The organism is Kribbella sp. NPDC004536 (assembly GCF_042873835.1).
Taxonomy (GTDB): Bacteria; Actinomycetota; Actinomycetes; order Propionibacteriales; family Kribbellaceae; genus Kribbella.
Genome location: NZ_JBIALY010000001.1, coordinates 966,300 through 983,054, shown reverse-complemented (window position 1 = coordinate 983,054; position 16,755 = coordinate 966,300). Strand labels below are relative to the sequence as shown.

12 protein-coding genes are annotated in these 16,755 nt (G+C 67.8%); 4 read left to right on the top strand and 8 right to left on the bottom strand.

The genetic code is table 11. The annotated features are described in order from the left end of the window. Positions 1-142 precede the first annotated feature (142 nt). The 3 genes from ACFYRU_RS04760 to ACFYRU_RS04750 all read right to left on the bottom strand — a co-directional run bounded on the left by ACFYRU_RS04760 (position 143) and on the right by ACFYRU_RS04750 (position 5,358). Positions 143-2,524 (bottom strand): PQQ-binding-like beta-propeller repeat protein, encoded by a 2,382-nt coding sequence (locus ACFYRU_RS04760; protein ID WP_387652978.1) that lies wholly within the window; start codon positions 2,522-2,524, stop codon positions 143-145. 205 nt (positions 2,525-2,729) lie between these two features. Continuing rightward, positions 2,730-4,979 carry a PQQ-binding-like beta-propeller repeat protein gene (locus ACFYRU_RS04755; RefSeq protein WP_387652976.1) on the bottom strand — a complete coding sequence of 750 codons (2,250 nt, stop codon included), beginning with the start codon at positions 4,977-4,979 and terminating at the stop codon, positions 2,730-2,732. Positions 4,980-5,046: 67 nt separating this feature from the next. Further along, positions 5,047-5,358 carry an ArsR/SmtB family transcription factor gene (locus ACFYRU_RS04750; protein ID WP_387652974.1) on the bottom strand — a complete coding sequence of 104 codons (312 nt, stop codon included), beginning with the start codon at positions 5,356-5,358 and terminating at the stop codon, positions 5,047-5,049. Positions 5,359-5,443: 85 nt separating this feature from the next. Between ACFYRU_RS04750 and ACFYRU_RS04745 the strand changes: the two genes are divergently transcribed. Further along, positions 5,444-6,622 carry an MFS transporter gene (locus tag ACFYRU_RS04745; protein WP_387652972.1) on the top strand — a complete coding sequence of 393 codons (1,179 nt, stop codon included), beginning with the start codon at positions 5,444-5,446 and terminating at the stop codon, positions 6,620-6,622. On the opposite strand, the gene ACFYRU_RS04740 is transcribed toward ACFYRU_RS04745, so the two are convergent. The 4 genes from ACFYRU_RS04740 to ACFYRU_RS04725 form a co-directional block, all read right to left on the bottom strand. Then, on the bottom strand, positions 6,609-8,618 hold the full coding sequence (locus tag ACFYRU_RS04740; RefSeq protein WP_387652970.1) for a HelD family protein: 2,010 nt from the start codon (positions 8,616-8,618) through the stop codon (positions 6,609-6,611). The two genes, ACFYRU_RS04745 and ACFYRU_RS04740, sit on opposite strands and share 14 nt — an antisense overlap. A 71-nt stretch (positions 8,619-8,689) precedes the next feature. Next, the gene (locus ACFYRU_RS04735) at positions 8,690-9,577 is read right to left on the bottom strand and encodes a carbohydrate ABC transporter permease (RefSeq protein ID WP_387652968.1); all 888 of its coding nucleotides are present in this window, start codon (positions 9,575-9,577) and stop codon (positions 8,690-8,692) included. Beyond that, the gene (locus tag ACFYRU_RS04730) at positions 9,574-10,518 is read right to left on the bottom strand and encodes an ABC transporter permease (RefSeq protein WP_387652967.1); all 945 of its coding nucleotides are present in this window, start codon (positions 10,516-10,518) and stop codon (positions 9,574-9,576) included. The genes ACFYRU_RS04735 and ACFYRU_RS04730 overlap by 4 nt, the downstream gene beginning before the upstream one ends. Then, positions 10,518-12,140: an ABC transporter substrate-binding protein gene (locus tag ACFYRU_RS04725; protein ID WP_387652965.1), complete on the bottom strand. Its 1,623-nt coding sequence runs from the start codon at positions 12,138-12,140 to the stop codon at positions 10,518-10,520. The genes ACFYRU_RS04730 and ACFYRU_RS04725 overlap by 1 nt, the downstream gene beginning before the upstream one ends. A gap of 47 nt (positions 12,141-12,187) precedes the next feature. On the opposite strand from ACFYRU_RS04725, the gene ACFYRU_RS04720 reads away from it, so the two are divergent. The 3 genes from ACFYRU_RS04720 to ACFYRU_RS04710 all read left to right on the top strand — a co-directional run bounded on the left by ACFYRU_RS04720 (position 12,188) and on the right by ACFYRU_RS04710 (position 15,000). Continuing rightward, positions 12,188-13,243, top strand: a complete 1,056-nt coding sequence (locus tag ACFYRU_RS04720) for an exo-alpha-sialidase (RefSeq protein ID WP_387652963.1) — start codon at positions 12,188-12,190, stop codon at positions 13,241-13,243. A gap of 26 nt (positions 13,244-13,269) precedes the next feature. Next, positions 13,270-13,980 carry a FadR/GntR family transcriptional regulator gene (locus tag ACFYRU_RS04715; protein ID WP_387652961.1) on the top strand — a complete coding sequence of 237 codons (711 nt, stop codon included), beginning with the start codon at positions 13,270-13,272 and terminating at the stop codon, positions 13,978-13,980. Positions 13,981-14,139: 159 nt separating this feature from the next. After that, positions 14,140-15,000, top strand: coding sequence for a DUF559 domain-containing protein (locus ACFYRU_RS04710; RefSeq protein WP_387652959.1), 861 nt, complete (start codon positions 14,140-14,142; stop codon positions 14,998-15,000). A gap of 109 nt (positions 15,001-15,109) precedes the next feature. On the opposite strand, the gene ACFYRU_RS04705 is transcribed toward ACFYRU_RS04710, so the two are convergent. After that, a complete protein-coding gene (locus tag ACFYRU_RS04705; RefSeq protein ID WP_387652957.1) occupies positions 15,110-16,750 on the bottom strand; it encodes a DNA repair helicase XPB in 1,641 nt (546 codons plus the stop codon). Between the last annotated feature and the right edge of the window lie 5 nt (positions 16,751-16,755).

The window sequence follows — 16,755 nt, the reverse complement described above, 5'->3', positions numbered from 1 at the left end:
GCCGGTGCAATCGACTGACGGTGCCCACGTGGGAGCGCCCATCAGGCTCTTGCCTGACAGGTCGTGCTCGAAGAAAACCACGCGGAACATGCGGATCACGATAAGTAGGAACCGAGGCCGGGGCAACAGAATTCCCGGGGGGTCAGTTGAGGGCGAAGAGGCGGGATCCGTCGGAGAAGATCGGGCGGGCGGCGGCCACGGTGACGGCCGGCTTGTCGCAGGTGACGGACTCGGACTTGGCCACGGTCTGGGCGGTCCCGCCGGACAGGATCGGCCGCGCCTGGATCCCGGTGGACCCGATCAGCACCGGCGAGCAGCTGCCGTCGGTCTGCGGCATCAGCGTGACGATCCGCCCGTCCGGCAGCAGCCCGAACCCGTCCCGCGGGTACTCCGGGTGCTGCAGCTTCGGCGGTACCTGCAGCAGGTGGTGCCACTGCGGCGTACCGTCCGCAGGGCTCGACGAGGAGACGTCGTACGTCTGCGGCTGTCCGGAGTCGTTCCCGGTGCGGCAGGTGATCAGTACGAGCGACGCATGCGTGGCGGCGAGCTGTGCGTCGCAGGAGGACGAGCCGAGCCGTGGCCGTGGTGTGCCGGGCAAGGGTGTCGTCCAGAGGAGGTTGCCCGTGCTTGTGTCCAGCGACCACTGGTAGAGCGTGCCGCCCGCTGCGCCCGTCCAGATCAGCCCCGATACCTCACGGGTGTCCGGTACGGCGACCAGTTCGCCGACCCACGTCGACGGGTCCAGCTCGGCGCTGAGGTCGATCTTCGCGCCCAGATCGACCTCCCACTTCTGGGCGCCGGTCTTGAGGTCCAGGCCTCGTACGACGGCGCTGTTGCCGGCACAGGCGTCCACGACCACAGCCTGGTCGCCGACGAGCTGGCCCTGGGTGACGTTGCAGCGCACCTGGGTCCGCCAGTGGGTGGGGCTGCTCACGCCGTGGGAGACGACGTAGTTGCCTTCAGCCACGAGCAGCTGGTCGGAGTCGACGGCCAGCGCGGTGCCGTCGGTGTCGACCTCTGTCAGTACCTGTCCGGACACCGCGTTCAGTACGGCGTACGTCGGCAGCCTGATGCCCGCGGGCTCGCGGTACTCGGACCGGGGGAGGTGTGCGGCGAGGATCTGGCCGTCCGACGACACCACCAGGCCACGGGAGCCACTGGCGGCGGCGTCCTGTACGTCGGCACGCGAGTACCGCCAGCGGATCTGGCCCGTGGCCGCGTCGGACATCACCACGCCGTCCGAGCGCAGTTCCGCGACGCCACCCGCCGTCCCGGTGATAGCGCCCATCGCCGGGACCTCACGGCTCCAGGCGAGCGTTCCGTCGAGCTGCACCGGCTGCTGCGTCGGCTGGATCGTCGTCGTCGTACTGACCGTGTTGGCCGTCTCCAGCCTGGCCTGTACGAACGGCTCACCGGCAGAGACCACGATCCACGCGAGCAGGGCTCCGCAAACAGCCGTAGCGCCAACGCCCACCCAACGCGGTGGAGCCTGCGCGTACGGCGGTGCGAGTCGCAGCCGCCTGGCCAGCGCCAGCAATGCACCGGCAAGTACCAGCGCGACCGAAGCGAGCAGGAGGTACGGCCAGCGCTCTGACATGGCTGCACCGGGCTGCGCGGCCGGCCAGCGCCACCAGCACACACCGATCGCGATGAGGCCGATGGCAGCGAAGGCGATCGCGGGAACGGTGACGAGCCGCTGCTGCGACCTGCGGAACCAGGCGCACGTGAGCGCCGCCGCGATCGCGGTACCGGCGATCGGAGCCCACACCGGGAAGCCCCCGATGTCCGACGGGTCGGCCGGCCACTTGGCGGCGGCGCCGAGGCCGCGGCCGAGCAGGACCGACGACGCGACGACCGCGCCGACGGAGGCTCCGAAGTAGATGACCGGGATCAGCCCGCCGATCTTCCGGGCGGCCCTAGGGCCCAGCGACGCGACCTCCCGGGTCAGGTTGTCCCGCGCGGGTCTCTCCCACTCCTCATGACCCCTGGGCGTGGCGTACAACCGCGTCTCGCTCAGCGACTGCAGGAACGACATCCGCCCACGGGCGAAGTCCCGCTCGGCGACGTGCCCGTACTCCTGCCGGATGCCGGCCGCGTACTCGTCGTACCGGCCCTGCGGCAGGCTGAGAATCCGCAGGTCGGCGTCGCACAGCACCGCGCCGTTTCGGTCGTCCTCGGCGCAGTCGTGCTTGGCGGTCAGCCGGACCAGCCGCCCGATCTCCGCGACCCGGTCGGCGTCCACGCCGTACGCGGCGAGCTCGAGCTCGGCCAGCTGGGCCGAGACCTCCTCGTTCTCGCCGGGGTCTGCCTGCGGGTCGTAGATCGCGTCGTGGAACCACGCCGCCAGCCGGACGGTGTCCGCGTCCTCGGCGTACTCGGCCAGCTCGTCGACCGTCGTCAGCACCTCGGTGAGGTGTTGCTGGTCGTGATAATGGCGATGTTGCTCTGCGTAACGAGCCAGCAGGTCCTCGCCCAACGGCTGCGCGTGCGGCAGCAGGCGATTCCACTGGTCGCGCAGGTCCATGGCTATGGAGTCTGGCACCCGTTGGGAGCCCGGAACGACCGATCCGGCATTCCCGGATCGGTCCGTGGCCAAAGGGTTATCGGCTCGTCACCTGACTGCCAGGACCGGTGCGTTCCGCAACGAATTGCACCCGTGCAATTGCGGTCCACGTCACACTCCGGCGTCAGCGCACCGACCCTTGCCATCCCACGACTACAGGGCGTCACTAGCGGAGGGCGATCACCGTACCGGGGCCGGAGGTGAGGACCAGGTTGCCGACGGCGCGCGGGTCGCGGCCGCAGACGATGCCGGTCGGGATCCGGACCTGCCGGAACCCGGTGCTGCTGATCACGTTCACGGCGCAGCCGTTGGCGGCCTCGCCGAGTGAGACGACCCGGCCGTCAGCCGTCACCGTGACCTTCATCCGTGGGCTGACCGGCGCCACGGTCTGCCAGGCGGTCAGTCCGGTGTTCGCGTCGATCGCAGTGACCACGGTCTTGCGGCTCTCCACACTGCTCGGCCCTGGGCAGTCCACGACGATCAGGTACTTCCCGGCCGCGTTGAGCAGCGTGCGGCACGCCCAGGATGGTGGCACCTTCCAGGTCCAGCGGATGTCGCCCGTACGCGGCTCGATCGCGGTTAGTGCTGCTGGTACGTCGGAGTCGCCGCCTGGCTCCGCCACGACGACCAGACCGGCTACGACGACCGGACGGCGGTAGCTAGTCGTGGAGGTCCTGGTCCACAGCTTCTTGCCGGTCTGGACGTCCAGCGCGGTCAGCTCGTCCGGCTGCTCGTCACAGGTGTGCGTGACGAAGGCGAGCACGGTCTCGGCCGTGGCGATCGCGTTCAGGTCGGTGCAGTCGCCGGACTCGTACGTCCAGCGCTCGTGGCCGCTCGGGTCGACACCGTGCAGCTTGCCGTCGCGTTCACCGGTCAGCAGCGGCATGGACTGCTGGACGAAGCGGTCTCGTGTGTGACTCGGCCAGGCGGCCTTGCGCCGGCCTGTGTTCGCGTCGAGCAGCAGGTAGCCGACGTCGGCGAACAGAGCCAGTACGTACTCGCCGCCGCCGGTCGCCGTGATCACCGGCTTCTCGTCGGAGTCGGAGCGGCTGTAGCGCCACCGCAGCGCGCCCGTGGCCGCGTCGAGCATCTCCACGACACCGTCCGGGCGTGGAAGCGCGATGCCGTACGCCGTACCGATCGCTTCCTCTGCACCGCTCCCGACGATCGAGTCGCTCACCCAGGCGACCGTGCCGTCAAGAACCGACGGACTGGCCCGGCCGGCAGTACGAGGCGAGCCCTCGATGCGTTCGTTGGAGGAGAGTACGTAGCCGCGTGAAAGCGGCTGGACTATCAAGAGGAGAGCTAGAGCGATCGCCACCGGCGCTGCAAGCCATGCGAGCTGCTGGCCCAGGTTGCGTGCTGGGAGGAAGCGGGCGGTCCTGGTACGCAGCAGAGATGCCACGAGGGCAGCTGCGCTGGCTATGAGCAGCAGGATCAAAGCGGAGATCAGCAGCGGTACCCGGAGGCCTACGCCGACCGCTTCGTTCGTCTTGGGGGTTTGAGCCCAAGCGACGAGCAGTCCGGTGACAGCAATGGCCAGGACAGTTCCAGCGATCAAGCGAGCGCGCTGGCTGGCGCTGCGGGCGCAGCGGAACAGCACTGGTGCGCTCAAGAACGAGACGACCGCGAGCGCGACAGTCGGCCAGCCGACTTCGTCCTGTGCGGTTGGGATCTGCCAGGACGCGCCGGACGCGGCAATAGCCACAACGGCGGCCGAGATGGCACCGAACGTCGCCGTCGCGGTCAGGCCGGCCTGCTGCCAGCCCCGCCACGGTGCGGGGAGTTCGCTGTCCAGCCCGGCGAGCTCGGACTCCAGGTTGAGCCGTGCGACCTGGCCGAGCCGTTGACGCGCCAGCTGGGTGCGGTACAGGTGGCCGTCGAGCAGGTCGCCGACCTCGTCGTACCGGTGCTCGAGGGCGGCCTTCCGTTCGCCGGCGTCCCGTCGCACCTCCGCCGTGTGGACGGCGTACCGGGTGGGATCGGAGGCGAGGATCGCGTTCACGGCGTCGAGCAGTACGTCGCCGTTCGCGTCGCGGCGGGGTGGTGCGTACGAGTCGGGTGGCGGCGCGGCGAGGTCGCCAGTCAGGCGGATCAGCCGCGCGACCTCGGCGACCCGGATCGACGGTACGCCGTACTGCGGGAGCAGCTCCTCCGCCAGCCGGGCCGAGGCCTCGGCGTCCTCCGGTGGGGTGCCGCCGGGCTCATGCACGGCGCGGTGGAACCAGGCCGCCAGCCGGACGCTGGTCGGGTCGGTGGACAGCTGGATCAGCGAGTCCAGCGCGGTCAGGACGATGTTCAGGTACTGGTCGCGGTACGCGCGCCGATTGCGGTCGACATACCGGCCGACCAGGTCGTCGGCCAGCGAGGCAGACCCGGGCAGCAGGTCATCCCAACGCGCCCGGAGTTCCACCACTGCTTCAGTCTGCCAGCCGCACTACTGCAACCAGCCCACGATCACCCCACCGCCACTTTGCGGTTGGCTACTGCTTGGCCGACAGGACCCCGGTGAGCAGGCCCGGGTAGAGGTCCTCCAGGTCGTCACGGCGGAGCAGGCTGACCCGGCGGGTGCCGTCGGTGTGGGTGGAGATCACCCCGGCCTCGCGGAGGATCTTCAGGTGGTGCGCCCGGGTGGACGCGGTGACGGGCAGCTCGATCTCGCCGCAGCAGACGCCGGCCGGGTGGTCGGCGAGCGCCCGGACGATGATCAGCCGGACCGGCTCGCCCAACGCCTGCAGAACCGCGTCGACACGGATCTCGTCCCGCTCCGGCTGCGGGAGAACCTTGGTGGCCATGACCCCATAGTACGACGCTTGTCGAAGTTCGATGAACTTCGTAGTACGATATCCGTCGAATTAGTCCTCTTCGGAAGGTCCACAGATGTCCGCACGGATCTACCTGCTCGGCGCCGGCGCGTTCGCGGTCGGCACCAGCGCGTACGTCGTGTCCGGGGTACTGCCCGACGTCAGCTCCGAGCTGCACGTCTCGCTGACGGCCGCGGGCCAGCTCGCGACCGCGTTCTCGCTGTCGTACGCGATCGGTGCGCCGATCCTGTCCACGCTGACCGGCCGGTGGGAGCGCCGTACCCTCCTGATCGCCGCACTGCTCCTGGCCGCGCTCGGCAACCTGATCGCCGCGCTGGCCGTCAACTACCCGATCCTGATCGCCGGCCGCGTCGTGGCCGCGTTCGGCGCTGCCGTGTACACGCCGGCCGCCACCTTGTTCGCCACGAGTCTCCTGCCGCCCGAGGAACGCGGTAGGGCAGTAGCCATCGTCTTCGGCGGCCTCACGTTCGCCCTGGTGCTCGGTGTACCCGCAGGCACGCTGCTCGGCCCGACCCTCGGTTACAAGGGCGTCTTCGCACTCATCACCGCGGTAGCCGTGCTTGTCGCTGTAGCCGAGCGGGCCGCACTGCCGAAGGCTGACGCACCTCCTGTGGTCAGCTTGCGCGAGCGCTTCGCCGGGGTGACGGACAGGCGCGTACAGATCGTGCTGGCCATGACCGTGCTGGCCGTGCTCGCCGCGTTCAGCGTGTACATCTACATCGTCCCGCTGCTCAAGCACACCGCGGGTCTGACCGGTAGCGTCACCGGCCTGCTGCTGTTGCTGTACGGCGTCGGTGCCGTCATCGGTAACTTCCTCGGTGGTCGCATCACCGATCGGTTCGGCAGTCTGCGCACGCTGGTCGTACTGATGCTCGGCATCACGGCGGTCGTGGGCACGCTCGACCTGACCCTCACCACGACTGCGGGTGCCGGCGTCGCGCTGGTGGTCTGGGGGATGCTGACGTGGGCTTTCAATCCACCGATCCAGAACCTGTTGCTCGAGCTGGGTGGTGGTTTGCTGATCTCGTTGAACGCCTCTGCGATCTACCTGGGAGCCGGACTGTCCGCGGTGGTGGGCGGATTGGTCATCCAGACGCTAGGCGTCGGTTACCTACCGATGTTGGCTTCGGTGCTTTCGCTGGTTGTGTTGGGCCTGGTGTACGTGCTGTGGCGCGACCCGTCACTCCAGCGGGCCGAGGAGCTCGACGAGGACGTCTACGTCATGGCTGACTGAGGACCGCGGGCAGGTCTTCGCTGTGCAGCACGACCAGTGACGTGACAGCACGCGTCAGACACACGTACAAGCGGCGGAGCCCGGTCCGCTCGTCGGCCTCACCGGCCACGATCCCGGCGGGCTCCACCAGCACCACGTGGTCGAACTCGAGACCCTTGGCCAGAGACGCCGGTACGACGTCCACGTGAGCGTCGACGTCGTCCTCGTCGCCCAGTACCGAGAAAGCCATGCCCTGCAAGGCCTTGCGAGTTGCTGGTACCAGTGCGTCCGGGACGATCAGCCCGATCGACCCGAGGCGCTCGGACACCTCCTGGACGGCCGTGACCGCGGCGGCGAGGCTGTCCGGTACGCGGGTGATGGTCAGCTCACCACGTGCCCGTCGTACCGCTGTCGGCGGCTTGAGGTGCGGGGCGATCGACGGGAGCAGCCGGGCTGCGTACTCGATGACCTGACCAGGGACGCGGAAGCCCGCGGTCAGCTCCTCGGTGTGGGCGCTGGTCTTGCCCAGGTGCTTCAGGGCCTCGTCCCAGGACGGCGTGGCCCACGGTGTGGTGCCCTGGGCGATGTCACCGAGCACGGTCATCGATCCTGTGGAGCAGCGTCGTCCCACAGCGCGCAGCTGCATCGCAGACAGGTCCTGTGCTTCGTCCAGCACCACGTGTCCCAGTGAAGGCGTACGGTCGACCAGGTCGGCGATCTCGTCGATCAGCGTGGCGTCGGCCACGGACCACTTGGCGGCGCCCGCGGACCGCGGCACCTTCTCCCAGATCAGCAGCTCTTGCTCTTCGGCAGTCAGGATCCCGTCGGCGTGCTGCGCCAGCAGTTCGGGCTCGGTGAAGAGACGGAACAGCAGCTTGGCCGGGTCAACGCCCGGCCACAGCGCCTCCGCGTACTGCTTGACCGGGCGGCTCCGCGCCACCGAGTCCTGCACGCGGTCGTCCGGCGAATCACCGGCCGCCTCCATCCGCAGGAGGACCGCGTGGGCCAGTCGCTGCGGCAGCATCGCCCGGCCGGCGCCGTACCGGATGCCACGTGTCCGCAGCTCGTTGACGAGCTCTTCGGCCTGGTACGTCGGCACTCGCCAGCGGTGCGCGCCCCGCGGTACGACGAGAGCGTCGTCGGGCTGCCGTACGTGCGCCCACACGGCCCGGTGCAGTACCTCGGCCATCCGCGCGTCGCCCTTGAGTACGTCGACCGGCGCGGGCCCCGGCCCGGCGATCTTGACCCGCCCGACGAGCTCCTCGACCGTGGTCTGCTTCGCCTCGATCTCACCGAGCGCCGGGAGGACGTCGCCGATGTACCGCAGGAAGCTGGCGTTCGGACCGACCACGAGTACGCCGGCCCGGCTCAGCTGGTCGCGGTACGCGTACAGCAGGTACGCCGCGCGGTGCAGCCCGACCGCGGTCTTACCGGTACCGGGCGCACCCTGGACGCAGATCGTCTCGTCGACGCCGGCCCGGACGATCACGTCCTGCTCCGGCTGGATGGTGGCCACGATGTCCCGCATCGGGCCGGAACGAGGGCGCTCGATCTCCGCGTCCAGGATGTCGCTGTGCTGCTCGACGGCGCCTGTTGCGGTCAGGTCCTCGTCCTCGAAGGCGGTCATCTCGCCGTGCGTGAACCCGAACCGGCGGCGCACCCCGACGCCCATCGGTTCGGTCTTGCTGGCCCGGTAGAACGGCACCGAGATGTCTGCTCGCCAGTCCACCACCAAGGGCTCGCCCAGCGCGTCGTTGACGTGCCGGCGGCCGATGTGGAACGTCTCGTCGGTCGGCTCGAGGTAGTCCAGCCGGCCGAAGAACAGCGGTACGTCCGGGTCGTCCTCCAGCTCCTTCATCCGCTGGAAGATCGCGGCCTGCAAGAACTCCTGGTTGACCCGGTCCGCGCTGTGGATCTCCAGCGACCCGGTCTTCTCCCGCATCAGCGCCAGCGCAGCCCGGGAGGTCTTCAGGTAGTCCTTCTCGGCCTGGAGAGTGTCGGACGTGTCTGAGGGCATGCTGAAACCTCCGGCGAGTGTGGGGAGCCCAGCTACGTTACTTGACCACTCTGCCCGGTGGAACCGAATTATCAGCCCTTCACCGCGCCGGTCAGGACCCCCTTCGCGAAGTGCCGTTGCAGGAACGGGTAGACGATCAGGATGGGGACGATCGACACCACCAGGATCGCCATCTGGATCGATGCCTGCGGCGGCAGCAACTCGGTCCCGAGCTCGGCGCTGCCCAGTTGCGTGTCGTTGATGACGTACGTCCGCAGTACCAGCTGCAACGGCCACAGCTTCGAGTCGTTCAGGTAGAGCAGCGCGGAGAAGAACGCGTTCCAGTACGCCACCGCGTAGAACAGGCCGATCACCGACAGCACCGCCTTCGACAGCGGCAGCACGATGTACGCGAACGTCATCAGCTCACCCGCTCCGTCGATCCGGGCGCTCTCGGTGATCTCGTTCGGCAGGTTCATGAAGAACGTCCGTAGCACGACGACGTTGAACGCGCTGACCATCGTCGGCACGATCAGCGCCCAGATGCTGTCCAGCAGCCCGACGCCCTTCACCGTGAGGTACAGCGGGATGATGCCGGGGGAGAACAGCATGCTGAACAGCACCACCAGCAGGATCGGCCGGCCCGCCGAGAACCCGGGACGCGACAGCGCGTACGCGAGCAGACACGACACGGTCAGGCTGAGCAGCGTACCGACGACCGTGACGAAGACGCTGACGAACAGCGCCCGGGTCACCACGCCGCCCGCGAACAGCGACTCGTACGCCCGGAAGTTGATCGACTTCGGCAACAACACCAGCCCACCGGACTCGTTGATCTGCTTGTTCGGCGCGAGGCTGGTCGAGATCACGCCGACGAACGGGACGATCACGACCGCGCAGAACACCAGCAGTACGAGCCCTTTGAACACCCGCATCGGCCAGCCGGGCATCGGCACGCCTTGAACGATCTTGCGACTCATCGCTGGTACACCCCCTGCTCGCCGAAGATGTGGGCGACCTTGTTCGCGGTGAGTACGAGGACGACGCCGACGATGCCCTTCACCAGACCGACCGCGGCCGCGACACCCCAGGCGCCGCCGAGTACGCCGTTGTTGTAGACGTAGGTGTCGAGTACTTCGCTGACGTCCCGCCCGACGGCCTGCTGCTGCAGGATGATCTGCTCGAACCCGACAGTCAGCGAATCGCCCAGGCGCAGGATGAACAGCAGGATGATGATCCCGCGCAGCCCCGGCAGCGTGACGTGCCAGAGTTGCCGCATCCGGGTCGCGCCGTCCACGCTCGCCGCCTCGTACAACTGCGCGTCGATCTGGGACAGCGCCGCCAGGAACAGGATCGTCGCCCAGCCGGTGTCCTTCCAGATGATCTGCGACGTCAGCAGTACGTGGAACAACTCGGAGTTCCCGATGATGTTGATCGTCGACAGGTCGTGGGAACGCAGGTAGTTGTTCAGCAGGCCGCTGCCGCCGAGCATCTGCTGGAACAACGCGACCACGATCACCCAGGACATGAAGTGCGGCAGGTACAGGATGCTCTGCGCGATCCGCTTGATCCGCTCGGAGAACAACGAGTTCAGTAGCAGTGCGAGCAGGATCGGCGCAGGGAACACGAAGACCGACTGCAGGCTGGTGAGGATCAGCGTGTTCTTCAACGCCCGCAGGAACGCCGGGTCCCCGTTGAAGATCACACTGAAGTTCTCCCACCCCGACCAGTCGCTCCCACCGATCCCGAGGAACGGCTGGTAGTCCTTGAACGCGATGAGGTTGCCCAGCAACGGCACATAGTGGAACGCGATGATCAACGCGGTCCCCGGCAACGCGAACAACAACAGCACGCGATCCCGCAACAGCCGCCGCCGAAGGCTCAACCGCTGCTGCGGCCGCTTCGCCGATCGCTGCAGCATTACTTCGCGCCCGCCGTCGCGAAAGCGTCCTGCAGCTCGCCGCGGATCTTCTCACCGCCCGACGACAAGAACGTCTTGACCGCCGACGCCCACTCCGAGACAGGCTTCTTGCCCTGCAGGATCTGGTTCTCCGTGTCGGTCAGTGCGTCGGTCAGCTGCGACCACTTCTTCGACCCGGTGTCGGAGTACAGACCGTACGACGCGTCGTACAGCAGCCGGTCCGCGACCTTCTCCTGGATCTTGTGCTGGTTCTGCGGCACGTCAGGCTTACCAGCCCAGTACAGGGCCAGCGTCGAGTCGGAGATGTACTGCAGACCGATGCCTGTCTCCACCACACCGGTCTTGGTCGGTACGGGGTCGGTGCCCTGCAGCGTGTAGTGCCGGCCCTGCACGCCGTACTTGCGGAACAGGTACTCCTCGGTGCCGAACGGTGCGGCCATCCAGTTGGCGATCTTCAGCAACGTCTCGGCCGAGTGGCTGCTGCCCTTGTTGAACGCGGTCACGTTGTTCAGTGCCGCGCCCATCCAGGGGGTGCCTTCGCCTCCGTCGAAGCCCGGTACGTCGAGCATGTTCACGGCGAACGCGTCACCGGCGGTGTTGTCCGAGTAGTACTGGTTCCACGCGACGAAGCTGTCGTAGTCGAACGCGGCGATTCCGCCGTTGAACCACTGTTTGCGCTGCGCGGCCTTGGCGCTGAACGTGTCCGGGTTGACGACGCCCGCGGCAACCAGCTTCCGGCCGGCTTCGAGCGCGTCCTGGTTGCCGTCCGCCTCGTACACCGAGGTGAACTTGCCGCCCTCTTCCTTCCAGTTGTTGGGCATCCCAAGCATCATCCGCAGGTACGACGTCGGCACCCGGGTCCATGCCCAGCGGTTCTCCTTCGCCGCGGTCAGCTCCTTGCAGAGATCGAAGAACTCCTCGAAGTTCTTCGGCGCCGGGTCCCTGATGCCCTTGGCGGCAAGCAGGTCGGCGCGATACAGCGGCAGGGACGTACGGGACATGCCGCGCGGGACGGGGACTCCGTAGATCGCGCCGTTGAAGACGCAGCCCTTCCAGTACAGGGTCGGGATGTTGGCCAGGAACGGGTACTTCTTGACCGCGTCACCGGACAGGTGCTCGGTGAGGTCCATCGCTTTGGCCTTCAGCAGCCCGGGGACCTGCGGCGTGCCGGACGGGATGTTCATGATGTCGGGCAGGTCGTTGCCGGCCACCCGGGTCGCGAACTTGTCCTTGTACTCGTCGTTGGACGCCATGCTGATCTGCAGGTCGGAGCCCAGCCGTTTGTTGAGTTCCTGCCAGAACTGGTTCTTGTCGGCGGCGGGCGGGATCGCGCCAGGGATGTTGGTCATGAACGTGATCGGCTTGCCGTCGCCGGGCGCTTCGGTGATCGCCCTGACCGGGTTCGCCGGGTACTTCAGGAAGCCGTCCAGCACCACGTCGGTGCCGGGCAGATCGGGTTTGATCTCGCCGTACTTCGTGTACGTCGGCAGCTTGACGGCCGCGTTCGCCGCGGCGGTGTTCTTCTTGTCGGACGCGCACCCCGCCAGCAGCGGCGTACCCGTGACCGCGACAGCGGCGGCGGCCAGACCGCCACCGAGGAATTTCCTTCTGCTGACCGGCATGAGGCCTCACTTCCGTCGGAAGGCCACACCATGACATAGTACGTCCTATGTCATCAAGGGTTGGCGCGCTCTTCGATCCGGCGGGCAGCGGGTACCACACGTTCCGCATCCCGGCGGTGCTGGCTCGTGGCTCGTCGGTGTTCGCGTTCTGCGAGGGCCGGCTGCACGGGGCCGGTGACGCGGGCGAGATCGAGGTCGTCCTGCGGCGTTCGCTCGACGGCGGGCGGACCTGGCTGCCGTTGCAGGTGGTGTCCGCGGCGCCGGGCAAGACCTGCGGGAACCCGGTGCCGGTGACCGATCCGGATTCGGGCGACCTCGTGCTCGTGACCGTGCAGAACGGCGCGGACGCGGTCGAGCTGTCGCTTGCCCGCGGCATCGATCCGGTCGACGGGCGGCGGGTGTTCGTACAGCGTTCTTCGGACGACGGGGCATCGTGGTCGGCGGCGGTCGAGATCACGGCGCAGGTGAAGCCGGACGACTGGGGGTGGTACGCGACCGGTCCCTGTCACGGGATCACGTTGCGCTCGGGGCGTCTTGTCATACCGGCCAATCACTCGTTCGTGCCCGCGGCGGGTCTCAATGGTGGGCACTGCATCTACAGCGATGACGGTGGCGTCTCGTGGTCCGTTGGTTTCGTGGACCGCAACGACGGCGCCGAGATCAACGCGAACGAGACCACGGTCGCGGAGCTGCCGGACGGCCGGTTGTACTTCAACGCCCGCAACCACCAGGGCACCGGACCGGCCCGCGTACACGCATGGTCCTCCGACGGCGGCGAGACGCTCGATGCGCCGTACGTCGGGATCCCTGAGATCACCGCCCCGGGTATCCAGGGCAGCGTGCTCTGCTTGCCGGACGGGCGGTTGCTGCTGTCGACGCCGGTGAACCCGACGTCGCGCCGGGAGCTGACCGTCTTCGTGTCGTCGGACTCGGGTACGTCGTGGAAGCCGGCGCACGTGGTGCACGAGGGCATGGCCGGGTACTCCGATCTCGTGCTGCTGGCCGACGGTTCGGTAGGCATCTTCTACGAGGCCGGTGAGACCTCATCGTTCGCGACCCTGCGCTTCCAGCGGTTGGCGCTGGACCACACCGGATTACACTGAGCGGTTCCAACCAAGGGAGGCCGGCAGTGACAACGGGTGGGCTCAGCCGGGCACGCGGTGCGGCGGGGAACCAGTCCTTCATCCGCGACGCGATGAAGTCGTACATCCTCGAACGCGGACTGAAGGCGGGCGACCCCCTGCCGAACGAGCAGGAGCTGATGGCTCAGCTGGGCGTCGGGAGACACCCGCTCCGCGAGGCGATGAAGGCGCTGCAAGCAGTGGGCATCATCGAGATCCGCCACGGCTACGGCACGTACGTCGGTGAGGTCAACCTCCAGTCCCTCGAAGACGGCCTGGCGTTCCGCATGTCCCAGTCGATGGCAGGCGACCTCCGCGACGTACAGAACGTGCTGGAGGTCCGCCAGGCCATCGAGGTGGGCCTGGCGGAGGACGTGGTCGAACACTTCAAGTCCCACGGCTACGACGCGCTGGAACCCATCGTCGAACGGATGGAATCCAAAGCCGCCGAAGGCAACTACTTTCCCGAAGAAGACTGGGCCTTCCACCAGGCCCTCTACGAACCCCTCGGCAACGCTCTGGTCATCGACCTGCTCTCAGTCTTCTGGCGCACCTTCGCCCAGGTAGACGCAAGACTCCCCGGCGCCCGCTACACCCCCGCCGACGCCGCCAAATGGCACCGAGACCTCCTGATAGCCCTGGAGTCAGCCAACCCCACCACCTACGCCACCTCCATGAAGTCCCACTTCAACGGCATCCACACCCGCCTCGGCGAATAGTGCGCGTGCAAGCTCGACAGGACGTATCCACCCAGGCGCACGAGCTGGGCACTCAGCTGAGCGTGCGTTCCCTGCTCGAGCTCGGACACGTCCTGTCGAGATTGCACGCCTGTGGACAAGCCACGCCACTGCTCGGCTGCTTTGGGGCACCATCGCGGGATGGAATCGGTCGGCGCGGTGCTCGAGCGCCACGGCGGTTGGGCGACCCGGCCCCAACTGATCGGAGCGACGTCCCGTCGCGCCGTCGATGCCGCGCTCAAGCGCGGTGAGGTAGAACGGATCGCCCTCGGGATCTACGCGTTGCCCGGACTTCCGGCCGAAGAGAAGGCCGTGCTCGCGTACGACGGAGTTCTGTCGCACACAAGTGCCGCACAGGCGCTCCGGCTTCCACTTCTCGTGGCGCCCGAGAAACCGCACATCACCCTGCCTCCCGACCGCCATCCACGGCCGGGTCCTCCCGCCGTACTGCATTGGGCCGGCACCACCTCCGGCGAACGCCGGGAACGGATCACGTCATTGCTGCGGACAGTCGTGGATTGCTCTCGCACGCTTCCGTTCAGCGAGTCCTTGGCCGTCGCGGACGCGGCCCTCGCGACCGGCCGGCTCAGCCAGGACGAACTGCTGGCCGCGACTGCCACGATCCGTGGCTACGGCTGCCCGAACGCTCGCAGAACAGCCGCGGCCGCCAGTGGCCTGTCCGCGAGCTTTCTCGAGTCCGTCCTCCGGGCGCTTCTCATCGGAGCGGGCATCGAGGGCTTCGAACCACAACTGCTGGTGACCCATGGATGGTTTCGGGCCAGGGTCGACCTCGGACACCGGACCGCTCGGCTGGCGCTTGAGGCAGAAGGCTTCGAGTTTCACGGTTCCCGGCGCGACTTCGCCGCCGACTGCCACCGATACGACGAGCTGGTGGCCGCAGGTTGGCTCGTACTCCGCTTCACCTACGAGCAGGTGATCGGTGACCCGGCCTGGGTCGTGGCGACCGTCAGGGCCGCGCTGGCTCAGCGGCTCGCTGGCTGACGCTGTGCAATCTCGACAGGACAAGTCGCTCGGATCTCGCCTGGTACCGCTCGGCTGAGCGCGGACCGGACGGTCCAGCTCGACACGTCCTGTCGAGCTTGCCCGTTGTTCAGGCGAAGAGGTTTTCGGCGTCGACGATGGTGTAGGCGTAGCCCTGTTCGGCGAGGAAGCGTTGGCGGTGGGCGGCGAATTCGGCGTCGATGGTGTCTCGGGCGACGATCGAGTAGAAGCGGGCGGTGCGGCCGTCGCCCTTGGGGCGGAGGACGCGGCCCAGGCGCTGGGCTTCTTCCTGGCGGGAGCCGAAGGTGCCGGAGACCTGGATGGCGACCGACGCCTCGGGGAGGTCGATGGAGAAGTTGGCGACCTTGCTGACCACCAGGCGGTTGATCTCGCCGTGCCGGAACGCGTCGAAGAGGCGCTGGCGTTCGCGGACCGTGGTTTCGCCCTTGATCACCGGGCATTCGAGGCGTTCGCCCAGTTCGTCGAGCTGGTCGATGTACTGGCCGATGACGAGCAGCGGTTCGTCGGCGTGGTGCTCGGCGATCCGGCGTACCAGCTTGGACTTCGCCGGCGTGGACGCGGCCAGCCGGTAGCGGTCCTCGGGTTCGGCGGTCGCGTACACGAACCGCTCGGTCTGCTCCAGGTCGACCCGGACCTCGACGCAGTCCGCCGGGGCGATCCAGCCTTGGGCCTCGATGTCCTTCCACGGGGCGTCGTACCGCTTCGGCCCGATCAGCGAGAACACGTCGCCCTCGCGGCCGTCCTCGCGGACCAGCGTCGCGGTCAGCCCGAGCCGCCTCCGCGTCTGCAGGTCCGCGGTCATCCGGAAGATCGGCGCCGGCAGCAGGTGCACCTCGTCGTACACGATCAGGCCCCAGTCGCGCGCGTCGAACAGCTCCAGGTGCGTGTACACACCCTTCCGTCGCGTCGTCATCACCTGGTACGTCGCGATCGTCACGGGCCGGATCTCCTTGCGCGCACCGGAGTACTCGCCGATCTCGTCCTCGGTCAACGTCGTCCGCCGGAGCAGTTCGTCCTTCCACTGCCGGGCGGAAACCGTGTTCGTGACCAGGATCAGCGTGGTCGCGGACGCTTGCGCCATCGCGGCAGCGCCGACGATCGTCTTGCCGGCGCCACAGGGGAGTACGACGACACCGGAGCCGCCGTGCCAGAACGAGTCGGTCGCCTGCTCCTGGTACGGCCGCAGGTCCCAGCCGTCCTTGACCAGGTCGATCTGGTGCGCCTCACCGTCGACGTACCCGGCCAGGTCCTCAGCGGGCCAGCCCAGCTTCAGCAGGGTCTGCTTGAGGTGTCCGCGCTCGGAGGGGTGTACGAGAACCGTGTCGTCGTCGAGCCGTGCGCCCAGCATCGGCTTGACCTTGTTGCTGCGCAGTACCTCCTCCAGCACCGGCCGGTCGGTCGTCACGAGGACCAGGCCGTGCTGCGGGTGCTTCTCGAGCCGCAGCCTCCCGTACCGATCCAGGGTCTCGGCGATGTCGACCAGCAGCGAGTGGGGGACCGGGTAGCGGCTGTAGCGCAGCAGTACGTCGATCACCTGCTCCGCGTCATGCCCGGCAGCCCGTGCGTTCCACAGGCCCAGCGGTGTCAGCCGGTACGTATGCACATGCTCCGGCGCCCGCTCCAACTCAGCGAACGGCGCAATGGCCTTCCGGCACTCGTTGGCGTCAGCATGCGCCGTCTCCAACAACAAGGTCTTATCCGACTGCACGATCAAAGGACCGTCTGTCACGTATA